This window comes from Paraburkholderia gardini (assembly GCF_907164545.1).
In the GTDB taxonomy this organism is placed as follows: domain Bacteria; phylum Pseudomonadota; class Gammaproteobacteria; order Burkholderiales; family Burkholderiaceae; genus Paraburkholderia; species Paraburkholderia gardini.
Window position 1 is genome coordinate 56,359 of sequence record NZ_CAJQZB010000023.1, and the last position, 16,502, is coordinate 72,860.

At 62.9% G+C, this 16,502-nt stretch carries 17 protein-coding genes and 1 pseudogene; 4 read left to right on the forward strand and 14 right to left on the reverse strand.

The genetic code is table 11. The features are described 5' to 3' along the window. Nucleotides 1–130: 130 nt before the first annotated feature. Complete coding sequence (locus LPA37_RS16920; RefSeq protein WP_229013162.1) at nucleotides 131–532, forward strand: DUF427 domain-containing protein; 402 nt, start codon at nucleotides 131–133, stop codon at nucleotides 530–532. A 40-nt stretch (nucleotides 533–572) separates the two neighbouring features. Here the strand turns inward: LPA37_RS16920 and LPA37_RS16925 are convergent. From LPA37_RS16925 to LPA37_RS16955, 7 genes and pseudogenes are all read right to left on the reverse strand, one after another. Beyond that, nucleotides 573–776: pseudogene (locus LPA37_RS16925) on the reverse strand (isocitrate/isopropylmalate family dehydrogenase); the annotation flags it as partial. Between the two features lie 71 nt (nucleotides 777–847). Next, entirely contained in the window at nucleotides 848–1,894 is a 1,047-nt protein-coding gene (locus LPA37_RS16930) for a glycosyltransferase family 9 protein (RefSeq protein WP_229013163.1), read from the reverse strand. A gap of 145 nt (nucleotides 1,895–2,039) precedes the next feature. Continuing rightward, nucleotides 2,040–2,591: a glycine zipper family protein gene (locus LPA37_RS16935; RefSeq protein WP_228979508.1), complete on the reverse strand. Its 552-nt coding sequence runs from the start codon at nucleotides 2,589–2,591 to the stop codon at nucleotides 2,040–2,042. A gap of 143 nt (nucleotides 2,592–2,734) precedes the next feature. Continuing rightward, the gene (locus LPA37_RS16940; protein ID WP_229013164.1) at nucleotides 2,735–3,193 is read right to left on the reverse strand and encodes a GNAT family N-acetyltransferase; all 459 of its coding nucleotides are present in this window, start codon (nucleotides 3,191–3,193) and stop codon (nucleotides 2,735–2,737) included. 188 nt (nucleotides 3,194–3,381) lie between these two features. Further along, nucleotides 3,382–3,795 carry an FKBP-type peptidyl-prolyl cis-trans isomerase gene (locus tag LPA37_RS16945; protein ID WP_229013165.1) on the reverse strand — a complete coding sequence of 138 codons (414 nt, stop codon included), beginning with the start codon at nucleotides 3,793–3,795 and terminating at the stop codon, nucleotides 3,382–3,384. 158 nt (nucleotides 3,796–3,953) lie between these two features. Further along, nucleotides 3,954–5,345: an MFS transporter gene (locus tag LPA37_RS16950; RefSeq protein WP_228979418.1), complete on the reverse strand. Its 1,392-nt coding sequence runs from the start codon at nucleotides 5,343–5,345 to the stop codon at nucleotides 3,954–3,956. A 118-nt stretch (nucleotides 5,346–5,463) separates the two neighbouring features. After that, complete coding sequence (locus LPA37_RS16955; protein ID WP_229013166.1) at nucleotides 5,464–6,273, reverse strand: 3-ketoacyl-ACP reductase; 810 nt, start codon at nucleotides 6,271–6,273, stop codon at nucleotides 5,464–5,466. A 201-nt stretch (nucleotides 6,274–6,474) separates the two neighbouring features. Here LPA37_RS16955 and LPA37_RS16960 point away from each other — a divergent pair, with 201 nt between their 5' ends. After that, nucleotides 6,475–7,227: an IclR family transcriptional regulator domain-containing protein gene (locus LPA37_RS16960; protein WP_228979421.1), complete on the forward strand. Its 753-nt coding sequence runs from the start codon at nucleotides 6,475–6,477 to the stop codon at nucleotides 7,225–7,227. A gap of 20 nt (nucleotides 7,228–7,247) precedes the next feature. On the opposite strand, the gene LPA37_RS16965 is transcribed toward LPA37_RS16960, so the two are convergent. From LPA37_RS16965 to sapR, 7 genes are all read right to left on the reverse strand, one after another. Next, a complete protein-coding gene (locus tag LPA37_RS16965; RefSeq protein WP_228979423.1) occupies nucleotides 7,248–8,030 on the reverse strand; it encodes an ABC transporter ATP-binding protein in 783 nt (260 codons plus the stop codon). Then, nucleotides 8,027–8,905: an ABC transporter ATP-binding protein gene (locus LPA37_RS16970; protein WP_229013167.1), complete on the reverse strand. Its 879-nt coding sequence runs from the start codon at nucleotides 8,903–8,905 to the stop codon at nucleotides 8,027–8,029. The genes LPA37_RS16965 and LPA37_RS16970 overlap by 4 nt, the downstream gene beginning before the upstream one ends. 1 nt (nucleotide 8,906) lies before the next feature. After that, nucleotides 8,907–9,821 (reverse strand): nickel transporter permease, encoded by a 915-nt coding sequence (gene nikC / locus LPA37_RS16975; protein WP_228979426.1) that lies wholly within the window; start codon nucleotides 9,819–9,821, stop codon nucleotides 8,907–8,909. Between the two features lie 72 nt (nucleotides 9,822–9,893). Further along, entirely contained in the window at nucleotides 9,894–10,964 is a 1,071-nt protein-coding gene (locus tag LPA37_RS16980; RefSeq protein WP_228979428.1) for an ABC transporter permease, read from the reverse strand. A 75-nt stretch (nucleotides 10,965–11,039) separates the two neighbouring features. Then, complete coding sequence (locus LPA37_RS16985) at nucleotides 11,040–12,647, reverse strand: ABC transporter substrate-binding protein (RefSeq protein ID WP_229013168.1); 1,608 nt, start codon at nucleotides 12,645–12,647, stop codon at nucleotides 11,040–11,042. Between the two features lie 64 nt (nucleotides 12,648–12,711). Continuing rightward, nucleotides 12,712–13,278: a D-alanyl-D-alanine dipeptidase gene (ddpX, locus tag LPA37_RS16990; RefSeq protein WP_229013169.1), complete on the reverse strand. Its 567-nt coding sequence runs from the start codon at nucleotides 13,276–13,278 to the stop codon at nucleotides 12,712–12,714. 43 nt (nucleotides 13,279–13,321) lie between these two features. After that, nucleotides 13,322–14,260, reverse strand: coding sequence for a sap1 transcriptional regulator SapR (sapR, locus tag LPA37_RS16995; protein WP_407672544.1), 939 nt, complete (start codon nucleotides 14,258–14,260; stop codon nucleotides 13,322–13,324). A gap of 619 nt (nucleotides 14,261–14,879) precedes the next feature. Here sapR and LPA37_RS17000 point away from each other — a divergent pair. Both LPA37_RS17000 and LPA37_RS17005 read left to right on the forward strand, forming a co-directional pair. Beyond that, on the forward strand, nucleotides 14,880–15,872 hold the full coding sequence (locus LPA37_RS17000; RefSeq protein WP_228979432.1) for a TRAP transporter substrate-binding protein: 993 nt from the start codon (nucleotides 14,880–14,882) through the stop codon (nucleotides 15,870–15,872). Nucleotides 15,873–16,020: 148 nt separating this feature from the next. Then, nucleotides 16,021–16,500 (forward strand): TRAP transporter small permease, encoded by a 480-nt coding sequence (locus LPA37_RS17005; RefSeq protein ID WP_228979434.1) that lies wholly within the window; start codon nucleotides 16,021–16,023, stop codon nucleotides 16,498–16,500. Nucleotides 16,501–16,502: the final 2 nt, after the last annotated feature.

Sequence of the window (16,502 nt, forward strand, 5' to 3'; positions counted from 1 at the left end):
GGCTTTATGCTCACGGAACGCGCACTTCTGTCACGCGGCGGGACACATGCCGGCATGCCCGACCGCGCTGCCGGCCAGCCGGCTTTAATGCAAGCTCCTGATCCTGATTGATCCACCTTACGAGGTCGACATGTCGAACACTACGCAGCCCGCACGCACCGTGAAAATTCCGGGTCCCGATCACCCGATCACCATCGAGCGCAACGCCACGCGCGTGGTGGTTTCCATCGCGGGCCGCACGCTCGCCGACACGCGTCGCGCGATGAAACTGCGCGAGGCCAGCTATCCTGCTGTGCTGTATATCCCGAGGGAAGACGTGGACATGACGCTGCTCGAACGCACCGATCACGCCACTTACTGCCCGTACAAGGGCGAATGCGCGTACTACTCGATTCCGCTCGGCGGCGAGCGCTCGGTCAACTCGGTATGGACGTACGAGAATCCGTACGATGCGGTCGCGTCGATCAAGGACCACGTCGCGTTCTATCCGGACCGGGTCGACGCGATCGAGGAACTGGATTCCGCTGCCTGAGCACGCCAACCCGTGCCACTCCGCCCGATCAAAGGCGCGCCGCGAGTTGCGCTTTCCAGTCGTCGGGCATCATCTGACCGCGCCGCGCGTAGTAGTCGCAGCGTGCCCATTCGATATGCTGGTAGTCGAACGCGATATCGAAGCGCCGGCTGACCGCGTCGAGCGCGCGCAACGCTTCTGGCATCACGTCCTTGCCGATGCCGTCACCTGGGATCACAGCGATGCGGTATGCAGTGCGGGGCATGCGAGTCTCCCTATATCGCTGTTTCGGTCCGACATTCAGTGTGGCAAGCCATGAATGGCTGCCACACTGAATCATCCTGCAAGATCAGGCAGCGGGAACGTCTCGCGCATCAAGTCGCTATAAGCGCGCTCGATCAGCGCAATATCGCGCGCCTGATTGCTCGCGTGGATACCGCACAGTTGCGGTAACGACAGTTCGACCGCGCGGCACGCCGGATAATCGCGCACGCGCAGCGCAGGTTCGATCGTCGTAAAGAATGCGGTCGTGGGCACATCGAAGCCCGCTGCGGCATGCACGGCCGCTGTGTCGCAGGTCAGCACACAGCGCGCGCCCCGGATCAGCGCGAGAAAATGCGCGGTATCGACGGCTGCGGACTGCACATCGACATAACGTGCGTGGTCGACCGGACCAAATCCGAGTACCGGCAGATCGTATCGCTGCACCAACCGGTCAACGAGATCCGCGCGAACGTGCCGGGGAATGCTGCGCACCGGCGTGCTCGCGGACGCGCAGAACAGGACGTATGGCTGGTTCCGCCATTGAGCTGGCAACGCCGGCAGCGATACACCGGCAAGCCAGCGGTTTGCTTTCTGGCTCGACGGGACACTCGATGCATCGACGCCCAGCGCGCCCAGAAAAAAATCGATCATGGGCAGTGCGGCGAAGTCCGGCCAGAAGAGATGATTGCCGACATCGATGACGGTGGCGCTGTCGGGAACTTCGCTCAGGGAAAACGGCAGCATGATGCGCGCCGACAGCAAAGGTCCCGCGAGCGCATACAGTTCTTCCACGAATGCAGGCGCGCGGCCTGGGCGGTAGAGCGTGAACTTCACGCCGGGGAACGCGTGCTTCACGGCCGACATCGCCGTTAGCCCGATAATCGAATCGCCGAGCGTCACACCCATTCCGTTGACGACGTGAACGTCGGGTGTCGTGCGGTAGTCGATACTGAAACGCTTTATACCGGCGTTGAAAATCCCTGGCTGATACGCCACTGCCCGGTAGCCCTCGATGCTGTCCTCGCCCGTTTCCAGATCGTACGAAGCCACGAGGCGTCCGTCCGGAGAAAAAAGCGAACCGGGAAACGTCAACGCATCGGCTGGGCTTAGAGGTTTCATGCGTCGATTCGCCTTGTATGTGTCAGCAGGGAAGAGCCAACATGATAAGGCACGACATCAAGACCGGAATGTCCGGCGACTACCCGCGGTTACAGCCGGTTACGGAATACCGGCGTGCGTCGCGATTACCGTGCTCAATCAGGGATCAGTAGTACGGGTACGGGGCGTACATGACCGGCGGCGCCACGTAGCGCGGCGGCGGTGCCATGTACATCGGTTGCGGTGCGTAGACCGGCATCTGCGGCTGCGCGATGGTGTTGCCTTTGGACGTCATGCACTGCGCGTAGGCCGCGTCGTAACGCGCCTGCAGACCGGCCGCGGAATACTGCGCGCCGTTTGCTCCCGCCGCGCCGCCGACCAGCAGGCCGCTGCCCGCGCCGATCGCCGCGCCGGCGCCAGGATTGCCCGCCGCCGCGCCCAGCAACGCGCCCACGGCAGCGCCGCCGAGCGTGCCGACCGCGGCGCTGCCCACGCCGTTCGCCGTTGCGTTCTGCGACGCCGCGGCGGCGTCGCTGGAGCGGAACGCGTAGTCGCGGCACGCGTAATCGTCCTGCTGGAACTGGTTGAGCGACTCGCCGCTACGCGGCAGCGCGACGATGCTCGGGCCGCTCGGCGGCACCACCGCGCAGCCGCCGAGTGCCAGTGCGACGAGGACCGCCGGGAGTGCGACGCGATTCATTTTCGGGCTGTGAATCATGTTGGCCTGGATGGAGTGACTCAGAGTCTCCACGTTAGGCGAATCGCCGCGATTTGTGGTTACCAGATCGTTACTGAAAGTTTTTTCGCTTACATTTGGCCGCTGCCGCCCGCGTGCGGAAATGCCGGTAGCACTTCACGCGCTCACGCCAGGATCTTGCGGTACTGCACGAATCCCGAGCGGTCCGCGATACGGTCGTACAGTTGCATCGCGTCCTGATTTGTTTCGTGCGTCAGCCACCACACGCGCGAGCAATGCGCCGCGGCCGCCCTTGCATACACTTCCTCGATCAGCTTCCGGCCGATTCCGGCACCGCGCACGTCGCTTTCCACGAACAGGTCCTGCAGGTAGCAATAGTCGCCAGCCGTCCAGCAGGACCGGTGCATGATCCAGTGCACCATGCCAACCGCCCGGCCATCGAGCAGCGCGAGCGCGCCGAATACCGGCTCCGCGGGATCCAGAATCCGGTCCCACGTGAGCTTCGTGGTTCCGGCGGGAATATCGGTTTTATAGAACGCCTGATAGCCGCGCCACAGCGGCAACCACGCATCGAAATCTTCCGGCGACAACAGTTTGATCTGCGTTTTTTCTTCGGATGTCATAGGGCGTTTTCCCGTGGTTGAATCCATGCGTGAAGTGCATGGATGCAAGGCAGGTTACGCGCGTCGTGACGACAGGAACAGTACCAGTGGACGCCATTTCATGGTGCCACCGTATTCACAACCGGGCGGCTGCGGCATGCGGATGAAAAGAGCGGCGCCCGCCCGTTGCGGCCGGGCGCCGGATAACATTACTTGCCGATGCTGATCAGCTCGACTTCGAACGTCAGGTCGCTGTTCGGCGGAATCGTGCCGACACCGCGGTCGCCGTAAGCGGTTGCCGCCGGGCACGTAAGCTTTGCCTTTTCGCCGACCTTCATCTTTTGCACGCCTTCCGTCCAGCACGGAATCACGCGGTTCAGCGGGAAGCTCGCCGGGCCGCCGTGTTTCGACGAAGCATCGAACTCGGTGCCGTTCGCCAGCGTGCCGCGATAATTGACCGTCACGACATCGGTGGCCTTGGGTTGCGCGCCATTACCTGCTGTCAGGTGCTCGACGACCACGCCCGAGGGAAGCTTTTCGGTGGTGCCCGCCACGGCGGGTGCTGCGATGAAAGCCGTCGAAGCGAGAACGGCGGCGGCGAGTGTGACGACGATAGATTTCAAATGAACCTCCAGTTAGATGCGTCGCTATTGTAAAAGACGTCGCACGGCAATTCTGTGAGCGGATGTTGCAGGCTGCCGCCCGATAGCGGCAGCCTGCAAGCCAAATCCGGCGGACAGTGTAGAGGATCACATGCCATCGCCCCGAAAAAACGCCGAAATCAGGCGATTTTTGCGTCGGACAGGGTCTGCTCGCGCAGCCGCATGTAGTCGAGCTTGTCGACCGGCGTGGCGCTTCGTTCACCCAGATCGTTCAGGTGAATCCGGTACGTTTCCCTCACGCTGTATGCGGCGATCGCGGAGATGACCGTGACGCCGAGCGTGATCGAGCCGATCATCACTGGAACGTTAGTCGATCCCGGCGGCGCGACGGTTGCGAACAGGGCCGGCAGCAACGCGGTAATCGTCGTGCCGATGTTCTGCGCAATCGCCATCGCGGAAACCCGCGAACGCGTCGGGAAAAGCTCCGGATAGAAGCTCGGGAAAATCGCGTTGTACCCCTGATAGACCACGCCCCACATGAGCAGCGACATCAGGATCGCAAGCGGCACACTGTGAATACTGATGGCGTACAGATAGCCGAACGACAGCAGCCCTGAACCCAGCGCGCCACCGATGATGAGCGGCCGGCGGCCGATTTTGTCGGAGAGGTTGCCGACATACGGGATCACGAGCACGGCCAGGATGTTGCCGAGCACGGGAATCCACAGATAAACGCTCTTGGGAAAGCCGATCCCGTACGACGGTTGCACTGCGTAGGCCCCACCGAAAACCGTCGCGACCACCGGAATGACGTTCATCAGCGAGCAGCACGCGACGGCGATCATCTCCTTCCAGCCGAACTTGAAAGCCTCGATGATCGGCGCGCGCGGTGCGCCACCTTCGGTCTCGAAAGCCGGTGTTTCCTTGACGTCGCGACGGATGATGTAGCCCGCGATCAGAACCAGTGCGCTCAGCAGAAACGGAATGCGCCAGCCCCACGCGTTGAACGCGTCTTCAGGCATGAATCGCGCGAGCGGCAGGAACACAGCGGCCGCGAGAATCTGACCGGCCTGCACGCCCTGCAGCGTAAAGCTCGCGTAATAGCCGCGCCGCCCGAACGGAGCGTGTTCGAGAATCATCGAGCTCGCGCCCGAAATCTCGCCAGCCACCGCGAAGCCCTGGATCAGGCGCAGCACGACCAGCAGCACCGGCGCAAGCATGCCGACCTGATGGTAAGTCGGCAGCAGACCCACGGCCATCGTCGAAAAGCCCATCATGAACATGCAGACCAGCAGCACGTTCTTGCGGCCTTTGGTGTCGCCCCAGTGTCCAAGGAAGAACGCACCGATGGGTCGCGCGACATAACCCACGCCATACGTCGCCAGTGAAGCGACGATCGCGATCTTCGGATTGCCCGAAGGAAAGAACAGCTGCGGGAAAATCAGTGCCGCCGCGGTCGCATAGATGAAGAAGTCGTAGTATTCGAGCGCGGAGCCAATCCAGCCGCTCGCGGTCGCCTTTCGTGTCTGATGTGTGCCGTGAGGCTCATGCTCGGTCGTGCTGCCAGCCATTTCTGTCTCCCATATTGATATGTAACCACGGTGATTCCATACTGCAACGTCAGCTAAAGCCAGAACTAAAACTAAAGCAAGAACAAAAGCCAAACCACGCTTAAAGCTCCGCGTCCGGTCAGTAATGGTGGATATGCATGCCGCCATCCACCTGAATCGCGGTGCCTGTCGTGAACGGCAGGTCGCCGGCGGCCAGCGTCGCCACCGCGCGGCCGACGTCTTCCGGCATGCCCCAGCGGTTGATCGGCGTGAAGCCCCCGGCAAGCAGATTGTCGAAGCGCTCCTGAGCGACCTGCGTCATCGGCGTACTGATCAGCCCTGGTCGCACTTCATACACCGCAATCCCGTGCGCCGCAAGCCTGAGCGCGTAAAGCTTCGAGGTCATCGCGATGGCGGCCTTCGACATGGCGTACTCGCCGCGCTCGGGCGCCGCGATCGCCGCATTCGACGACGACACGAAAATGATCGACCGCGCGCTTTCCACACCGGCCGGTTCCACTTCGAGCATCCGGCGGCTGACGGCCTGCGTGAGAAAGAACGTGCCGCGCGTGTTCACGCTGAAGTTCAGGTCGTAACTGTCGGGCGACACGTCCAGCAGATCGCCCCGCGATAAAACCGACACCCCTGCGTTGTTCACCAGCACATCGAGACGGCCGAACGTGTCGAATGCCGCATTCACGAACCGCGGATGATCGTCGAGATCGGCAAGATCGCCTTCGACGAAAGCAACGCGCGCGGACGCGGGAAACGCCGTCCGCAATCCGTCTGCGCGAGCCGGGTCGATGCGGCGGTCGGCGACCACGACATCGAAGCCGCGCGCGGCGAGCGCAAGCGCGATGCCCTTGCCGATCCCGCCCATGCCGCCGGTTACCAGCGCAACCCGTGAATCCGAATCCTGAATATCCATGACGTGCAATCTGTAGAACATCTGGGATGACCTTCCCTCGCCTGCTGCTTCGACCGTGCTTCGAGCGGGAAGATGAATCTGCACGGTTAGCGTTCGTGCAGCGCATGCCGGGAAATTACGCTTTCGGCCCGTGCACGACAACGGCGCCCAGCATAAAATGCGCGCTATTCGCGCACGGCGCGCGAACTTCGCCCGTAACCCGGGTTTCTACGGAGCAGCACCGTGAACGACAAAGACCGAATTGCAGGTGCGACGAAGGCGCTGGCTGTCATTGAAGCGTTCGATGAGGATCATCCCCGCATGAATCCGGCGGGCGTCGCGGAGCTGACCGGGCTGACCCGCACCGCCGCGCGCCGCTACCTGCTGACGCTCGCCGAGGCCGGTTACGCGGAGACCGACGGCCGGCTCTTCTGGCTCGCGCCGCGCGTGCTACGTCTCGGTACGGCCTGGTTCTCGTCGGCACGTCTGCCGCGTATCGCGCAGCCCTTCCTGCAGCGCATCACCGCCGCCGTGCAGGAAAGCGCATTGCTGGCGGTGCTCGATGGCGACGACGTCGTCTACGTGGCGCGCAACGGCAGCAGCCGGGTCACGACAGTCGGCTTCGTGCTCGGCTCGCGGGCGGCTCCGCCGCTTTCGTCGGCGGGCATGATCGTGCTCGCCTACCAGCCACCCGAGCGCGTGACGGCATTCCTCGAACGATACGAACCCAAGGTGTTCACGCCGCACACGATCGTCGACAAGGCGCGCCTGCGAGCACAGATCGACCAGGTGCTTCAGTATGGCTACGCGTTGTCGGAGGAACAGCTCGAAGTCGGCATGCGGGGTGTCGCGGTGCCGCTGCGCAATCACAACGGCGTCGTGATCGGGGCGATCAGCGTCAGCATGCAGACAGGCAAGGAGTCAGGCAGCGAAGCGCTCGCGCGCGTGCTGCCGGTGTTGCAGGAAACCGCTGCCCTGTTGCGCGCCGTGGTCTAGGCGCGCGACGCCAGGGAACGCTAAAGCGCCGCGTCCATGCCGATCGCCTCGACGGCCTTGCGCTGGTAACCGCCCGTCGCCAGCAGCAGGCTGCGCGTGTAATCGTTGTCCACCTGCTGCGCGCGAATCGCTTCAATACCCAGTTCCTCGACGATCTCGCCGTTGCGCATCACCGCCACGCGCGAGCAGAGAAAGCCGATCACCGCGAGATTGTGGCTCACGAGGATCATCGTCAGGTTGCGCTCGCGGTGCAGCCGTCGCAGCAGGTTGAGAATTTCGGCCTGGACAGATACGTCGAGCGCGGACGTCGGCTCGTCGAGCAGCAGCACGCGCGGCTCGACAATCAGCGCCCGCGCGATCGCCACGCGTTGCCGCTGGCCGCCCGAAAGCTGATGCGGATAGCGAAACCGGAACGCCGCGCCGAGCCCCACCTCCTGCAACGCAGCGACGATCCGGTCGTCCTGCCGGTCGATGCCGTTGATCGCCAGCGGTTCGCGCAAGGTCTGGTCGACGGTGAAGCGCGGATGCAGCGAGCCGTACGGATCCTGAAACACCATCTGCACGTCGCGGCGAAACGCGCGGCCAGCCTTTTCGCCGGACACATGCGCGCCGGTCTTCATCGTGCCCGAAACAGCGGGCACGAGACCCGTCAGCGCGCGCAGGATCGTCGACTTGCCCGAGCCCGATTCGCCGACGATCCCGAACACTTCGCCTTCGCCCACATGGAAGGTCGCGTCGCGCACGGCGTCGAAGTAACCGGTCTTCGTCTTGAAGCGGACCGTCAGGGCGCTGACATCGATCATTCGAACACTCCCGGCGATTGTGCGAGCCACGCCGGGTCGCGCTTCAGCACCGCCAGTTCTTCCGGCGGATTCACGAGTGGCGGACTGGCTGCCAGCAGCCCGCGCGTATAAGGGTGCTGTGCATGCACGAGATCGCGCGCCGCGCACGTTTCCACCACGCGCCCCGCGTACATCACCACGACGCGGTCGCAGAACGACATCACGAGCGGCAGGTCGTGACTGATGAAAAGGAGCCCCGTATCGTGCTTTTCGATCATCTCGTCGAGAATGCCGAGCACCTGCATCGAGACGAGCACGTCGAGCGCGCTGGTCGGTTCGTCGGCAACCAGAAGGCGCGGCCCGGACGACACCATCATCGCGATCATCACGCGCTGCCCCATGCCGCCCGACAGTTCGTGCGGGTAAGCATCGGCGACACGCTCGGGCGCGCGGATATGCACCGCTTCGAGCGCGGCGACGATCTTCCCGCGCATCTCGCGACGGGAAACCTTCGGGCCATGCAGCGCGAACGCTTCGGCCATCTGCTGCGCGACGGTCATCACCGGATTCAGCGAGTATTTCGGGTCCTGCAGGATCATGCCCATCTGCCGGCCGCACAGCTTGCGGCGCTTCGCTGCGGACATCGCCAGCAGGTCCTCGCCGTCGAACCTGAGCGCCTTCGCGGTGCAGTGCGCGGCAGGCGGCAGGAGGCCGAGCAGCGCCCGCCCCGTCAGCGATTTCCCGGAACCCGATTCGCCGACGATGCCAAGCCTCTCGCCGCGCCTGAGCGACAGCGACAGGCCGCGCACGGCGTCGACCGGCGTGCCGTCGTGCCCGCGAAAACCGATGCGAAGATCGTCGATTTCGCACAGGGGCTGCGTGGTACCGGATTGCATGTCAGCTTCCATGATGCGGGTCGAAGACGTCGCGCAGACCGTCTCCAAGCAGATTGAACGCGAGGCTCACCAGCAGGATCGCGAAGCCGGGAATCGTCGCGACCCACCACGCGTCGAGCAGCACGTTGCGGCCCGACGCGACCATGAAGCCCCACTCCGGCGCGGGCGGCTGTGCGCCGAGCCCGAGAAAGCCGAGACCGGCGACGGTCAGGATGATGCCGGCCATGTCGAGCGTCGCGCGAACGATCACCGACGACGAGCACAGCGGCACGATATACCTCAACAGGATGCGCAACCGCGACGCGCCCTGCAGACGCGCAACGTGGATGAAATCGGCCTCGACGAGCCGCAACGTCTCGGCACGCGAAAGACGTGCATACGCCGGCCACGCGGTAATCGAAATCGCGATCACCGCGTTGATGACGCCCGGCCCGAGCGCGGCGGCGAACGCCAGTGCCAGCACGATCTTCGGAAACGCGAGTGCGACGTCGGTGATCCGCATCAGCACGTTATCGACCCAGCCGCCGAAGAAACCGGCGGTGGTGCCGATCATCAGGCCCACCGGCACGACGATGACCACCACCAGGATCGCAATCGAAAGCGTGAGACGCGAGCCGTAAACCAGGCGCGAGAGAATATCGCGCCCAAGCTGGTCCGTGCCGAACCAGTGGAACGCGGAGCCCGGCGGCATGAGCCGGTCGGAAAGCACCTGCTGCAACGGATCGTGTGGCGCGATCAGCGGGCCGATTGCCGCGATGACGATCAGCACCGCGAGAATCACGAAGCCGAATACCGACAGTGGATTGCCTGCAAAACGCTGCCAGCGTCGATACGCGAGGCCGAGCGCGGCCTGCTTGCGGGAAGCCGGCGTATCGGTCAGCAGCCAGCTTTTCCAGTGTCGGGGTGCAGCGTTCATCGAAAATTCCGGGGTTTCTGTAGCGTGATCGGAAGGCGGCGGCACGAAAGGGATCTCCGGGTCATCAGCGGATCAGCGGGCGCGCGGATCGAACACGCGATACAGCGCGTCCGTGAGCAGGTTGAGCGCGATGAACGTGGCGCCGATCACGAGCGTGCTGCCGAGCACGGCGTTCATGTCGGCGTTCAGCAGCGCGCCCGTCAGGTATGACCCGATGCCGGGCCACGCAAAGACGATCTCGGTCAGCACCGAGCCTTCCAGCAGATAGCTGTACGTGAGCGCGATCACCGTCAGAAGCGGCACCGCGATATTGCCGAACGCGTGACGCCAGATCACGCGCCGCTCGGGCAGCCCTTTCGCGCGCGCGGTCGTGATGTATTCCTGGCTCAGCTGTTCGAGCATGAACGAGCGTGTCATCCGGCTCAGATACGCAACGGAGTAGTAACCGAGAATCGCCGCCGGCAGCGCGATGTGCGAGAACGCGTTGAAGAACACGTCCCACTCGCCGGCGATGATCGAATCGATCAGCAAACTGCCGGTGTGCGTATCGACCATCCCGTCGAACATCGGATCGATACGCCCTGGCCCCGACACCCAGTGCAGCTTCGCGTAGAACAGCAGCAGCCCCATCAGGCCGAGCCAGAATACGGGCACCGAACTGCCCACCAGACCCACGAAACGCGCGACGTGATCGATCCACCGGTTATGACGCACGGCCGCGATCACGCCGAGCGGCACGCCGACCAGCACGCCGAGTATCGTCGAGAGCGTCGCGAGTTCGAGCGTCGCCGGGAATACGCGCCGGATGTCTTCGATGACGGGATGCGCGGTCAGCAGCGACATGCCGAAGTTGCCATGCAGCACATCACGCGCATAGATCAGGAACTGCACCACGAGCGGCCGGTCCAGACCAAGCTGAAGACGCGCGGCCGCGTAGGCGGTCGCCGACGCGCGATCGCCGAGAATCGCCAGCACCGGATCGATCGGCACCTTGCGGCCGATCACGAACGTGACCGCGAGCAGGCCCGTGAACGTGATCACGAGCGTCACGATCCAGCGCAACAGGCGCAGCGTCCAGCGGATACCGGGGCTTCGCGCGGAAAGCGCACGCACGCGCGCGGGAGTGGTGGCAGGCGTCGACATAGGGATTCCCCAGGCAAAGGAAACGAACCGGCGAAGCCGCGGCGGCTTCGCCTTCGTACCCCTTCGCCCGATACGTTACTGCTTCTTCAGGTTCCGGTACGACACGAGGTCGTTGATCGGACCCACTTCAAGACCCGTCACGCCCGGGCGCGCCGCCACCTGTGAAACCTGCTGGAACATGATCACGAACGGCGAGCGGGCCAGCATCTGCTTTTGCATCGTCTGGTACATCTCAGCGCGCTTTGTCGGCGACGATTCGGCCAGCGCCGCGTTCGTTTCCCTGGTCAGTTCGGGGATGTCCCACGAATTGCGCCACGCGAGCATCTTGTAGCTCGACTTGTCGGAGTTGTCCGGATTCCACGCGAAGCCCTGCGCGTTGCTGTGCGGATCGATGTAATCCGCCGACCATTCGCCGATATAAATGTCATGCGAGCGCGAGCGGTATTTCGCCAGCGTCTGCTTGTTGTCGCCCGGGATGATCTGAACCTTGATGCCGCCCTGCGCCAGATTCGCCTGCACCGCTTCGGCGATTTCGCTGTACGGATAGCCGTTGCGCACGTCCATCGTCACGGAGAAACCGTTGGGGAGGCCGGCCTTGGCAAGCAGCGCCTTCGCCTTCGCGACGTCCTGATGATACGGATTCGAATTGAGCGCGCCGAGGAAGCCTTCGGGGAGGAACGTTTGGTGCACCTTGTACGTCGTCTTGGCGATGTTGGTCTGGATGCCCTTGTAGTCGATCAGCCATTTCATCGCTTCCTGGACTTCCGGCTTCGCGAGATTCGGGTTCTTGACGTTCAGTCCGAGGTACAGCAACGTCGCCTGCGGCACGGCGCTCGTATGCGCCTTGCCCGACTTCGTCAGCGCGGCGAGATCGTCCGGGCTCAGGTTGCGCGCAACGTCGACGTCGCCGTTTTCAAGCAGCAGACGCTGGCTCGATGCCTCCGGCACGTGACGCAGCACGATGCGCTTCATCGCGAGCGGCACTCGGTAGCCGTCAAAACGCTGCAGCACGATGCTGTCGTTCGCGGTCCATTTCACGAGCTTGTAGGCGCCGGACCCCGCCTCGTTCGTACGCAGCCAGTCGTTGCCGAAGTCATTGCCCTTCTGGTGCGACATCAGCAACTGCTTGTCCAGCACCGATGCCGGCCACGCGCCGAGCACGTTCAGCACGAACGTCGGCGCATATTTCTGGTCGGTCGTGACGCTCACGGTGGAGTCGTCGACCTTCTTCACGTTGCGAAGCGCGTTGTCTTTAGTGAGGCCGATACCTTGCAGCACGGCCGCCGCACCCTTGTCGAGCAGAACCGTCCGCTGGATCGACCACGCGACGTCATCCGCGCTCAACGGGTTGCCCGAGTGGAATTTCAGGCCCGGGCGAATCTTGAACGTGAACGTCAGGCCGTCAGGGCTAACCGTCCACGACTGCGCTACGTCACCGTTGAATTTCGACGGGTCTTTCAGATCGACGCGCACGAGCCTGTCGTAGGTATTCGCCACGTACTCCTCGGGCACCAGTTCGTACACCTCGCCCGGATCGAGCGTGGTGAACTCGTCGAGGAACGTGGCCATCACAAACATGTCCTTCGGCGTCGCGGCCGCCGCGGGACCCGCCGTCATAACCGACACCGCGAGGACAGAAGCCACCGTCGCCGCTGCCAGCGCATTGCGCAAGACCAGTTTCATACTCGCTCCGTGAGAAGTGTTGGAGAGTCTTTAAGCGAACTGCGGATGCTGGAAACCGCATCCATTACATGAGACGCAACGGGCCGCTCTCGCTGTTATCGATCAGCCGCAGCGAACGGGAACCGGGCAGCTCGTAATGCCACCATTCGCTCTTGATGTGCGTGAAGCCCGCGGCATGCATCACGCCCAGCAGCAGCAGGCGATTGCGCTGCACATGCTCGGGCAGGCCGGGATGAAAGTGTCCGGATTCGACGGTCATCGCGTCGAATCCGGTGCCCATGTCGAGTGCGTTGCCGCTCGCGTCGAGCAGCGTCAGATCGATCGCCGTGCCGCGGCTGTGATTCGAGCCGAGGCCAAGATCGGCGATATAAGCCGGATCGGGCAGGAAATCCCACAGCACCTGCTGCGCCTGCGGCGGCCGGTACGCGTCGAAAATCCTCAGCTTCAGGCCGACGGTCCGCGCGATTCCGACGGCTTTGCGCAAACCCGCTTCGGCAGGCGTAAGCAGCAGGCAATGCGCGGCCTTGTAGATCGGCTTGCCGGTCAGGTTGCGGTCCGTGGCGTAGACGAGGTCGATGTCGACATCGTGCGTTTCGGGTGTGATGGGGATCAGTCGGTGGGCTTCTGTCATGGGGTGCGCGTGGATGGTTTCAGCCTGAACATGGCAAAACGGGCTAAAGGTCGAATTGATCGAGCTCGCGCTGCAATTCACGATTGCGCGCGACGTGTTCGTCGATGGCCGGGCCGAGCCGCTCGACGACCGACGTGATCAACAGGTTGAACAGGCACGTGAGCGGCGCGAGCGAATCCCAGAACTGGCCGACGTCGGTCCGGGCCTGCAGCAGGTCGCACGGGAAATCGCGGGCCCACGGGCAGTACAGGTCGGTGACCAGTGCGAACGGCAAGCCGCGCCGCGTGGCCGCCTCGCAGTAGCTGCGCGCGATGCGCGAGTAAGCGCGGGTATCGGTGACGACAAGATACGGCGCCGCAAAGCCGGAGTTAAGCGAATCGACGTACGAACCTGACATACCGTCTGAATAGAACACACGCGGACGGATGTATTCGAGGTAGCTCGAAAACGCGTTGCTGATCCCGCGAGTCGACTGGATGCCGAGGATGTACACCGCGTCGGCGTTCGCCAGACGTTCGGCGATGCGCGCGAATGCGGGCGTCCGCGCAAGCTGGTAGACGTACTGGACAGCGTCGAGTTCGAGATCGAGGGACCGCCCGAGCGTGCTGCCCGCGCCGCCGCCCGCGCCGGTCGCCACGCCGTCGGGTCTGACAGCCGGCTCCCGCGGCAGGATATGCCGCGCCTGATCCGATAACCGGCGATATTCCTCCAGCCGGTCCGTGATCATCCACGGACGCTCCTGCACGCCGCGCAGTTCGCGCTTGAGGTCGTCCAGGTTGCGATAGCCCACGCTGCGCAGGAAGCGCCCCACGGAAATACCGCTGGTGCAGGTTTGCCGCGCGATCTGGTCGGCGGTTTCGAGCCCCAGCCGCTCGAGATTCGCCAGCATGTAGCTCGCGATACGCTTCGCGGTCGGGGTAAGCCCGGCGTAACGCGACTCGACAGTCTGTGCAAACGCGCTCGGCATCGTGGCTGGCGACATGGGTTAGTTATCTGTCATTCTTTTCTCGATTGACATCCATCTGACAAAACCAATAAAGTCAGCGCCAGCTTAAAAAATCAATCGGAAGAGATCTCCCGATAGCGTACCGCCTCGCCGCAGGCCTTTTCGACCGTATCGGCATCGCACGAACCGCCCATCCGGCCGGGCGTCCGATGCGTGGAGAGTCCCCCGGCATTCAGGAGGTATTTAGTTATATGTCATCGTATAACTATCTAACGGACTGAAATATTCGCCACGTATTCAACGCTCCCGCCTTGCGGCGCGTGGCATCGCCCCGTTTTCCCGGATTCTCGCGGGCGAAAAAGGAACGCGGCGTGAGCGAATCTTCAGCGCGTTCGCTCACGCTATACGGGTAATTACCCGGTGTACATCCGGTATCTCATATCGATAGACTCTCGCAGTCATAGGACAACATACAAATCCAACCAGCTTTTTGCCTCGTGCAAGGCCGGATGGCCGAATGACCGGAGACCACGCCATCTCCAGCGCCACATTCCCTGTGGCGGCTGGTCGAGGAAACGACGGTGGGGATACGGGCGATGACCGTATCGCAGCATTCGCAATCGATCGATGGTTTATTTTCAGAGGAAATAGCGCGATGAAAAACAACTTTAACCTTTCCCGTATTTCGATGATCGCCGCGGCGTCGGTGCTGGCCCTGAGCACGGGTGCCGCACAGGCGCGCGTGTTCCGCTCGGCCGACGTGCATGGCGACACGTTCCCGACCAACATGGCCGTGAAGTTCATGGGCGACGAGATCTCGAAGGCGACCAACGGCAAGGATTCCGTGAAGGTCTTCGGCAACAGCTCGCTCGGCTCTGAAAACGACACGATCGACCAGGTCCGTATCGGCGCGCTCGACATGACCCGCGCGAACGGCGCGGCGTTCAACGAGATCGTGCCGGAATCGATGATTCCGTCGCTGCCGTTCCTGTTCCGCGACATCAACCATTTCCGCAAGGCGATGTACGGCCCGGCAGGCCAGCAGATCCTCGACGCCTTCAAGGCGAAGGGCCTGATCGCGCTGACCTTCTATGAAAGCGGCGCGCGTTCGATGTACGCGAAGAAAGCCATCCATTCGCCGGCCGACATGAAGGGCCTCAAGGTCCGCGTCCAGCCGTCCGACCTGATGGTCGACGAAATCCGCGCGATGGGCGGCACGCCGACGCCGATGCCGTTCGCCGAGGTCTACACGGGCCTGAAGACGGGTCTCGTCGATGCAGCGGAGAACAATCTCCCCTCCTACGACGAAACCAAGCATTTCGAAGTCGCACAGGTGTACTCGGAAACCGATCACGCGATGACGCCGGAAGTGCTCGTGTTCTCGAAGAAGGTCTGGGACACGCTGACGCCGCAGGAACAGACCATCATCAAGAAGGCCGCGGACGACTCGGTGCCCTACTACGAGAAGCTGTGGACGGCGCGTGAAGCCGAGGCCGCGAAGACCGTGACGAAGGGTGGCGCGACGATCGTTCCGGCGTCGCAGATCGATCGCGCGGCATTCGTGAAGGCCATGCAGCCGGTCTGGGCCAAGTACGAAAAAACGCCGCAGATGAAGCAGATCGTCGACGAAATCCAGGCAGTCAAGTAAGTCTCACCCCGCTGGTGATGGCGGAATGTCCCGCAGAGCGTTCTTTCTGCCGGCATTCCGCCGCAAGCATTTCCTCGTGAACCGGCAACCGGCTGGCGAGGCAGTCTGAATGGGCAGGACAAGTCCGTTGTATGGAAGGATGGAATAGATGACCTTCATGAAACGCCCGAATGATTTTCTTTCCCGCGTGCTGGCCATAGTGGCGTCGATCAGCCTTGCCGTGTTGACCGTGCTGGTCTTTTACGGCGTGGTCATGCGCTATGTCTTTAACGATGCACCCGATTTCGTCGAGCCGATCGCACTTTTGCTGGTGGTCGTCATCGCCATGTTCGGGGCCTCGCTCAAGGTTCGCGAGAGCGGTCATATCGGGCTCGATTCGCTCGTCAAGAAACTGTCGCCCAAAGGGCAGATCGTGGCCGAAGCCTTTCAGCATCTGTGCCTGATCGCGCTTTCCATCGCGATTTTCGTGGGCTGCATGCAAATGGCGGAAACGACGATGGACGACCGGATTCCGATTCTCGGCCTGCCGGAAGCCCTCCGCTACTTCATTCCGGTCGCAGCCAGCGTCTGCATCATTTCTTTCTCGTTCGAACATCTGCTGAAGCTGTTCGCGCGGAAGCATACCTAGAG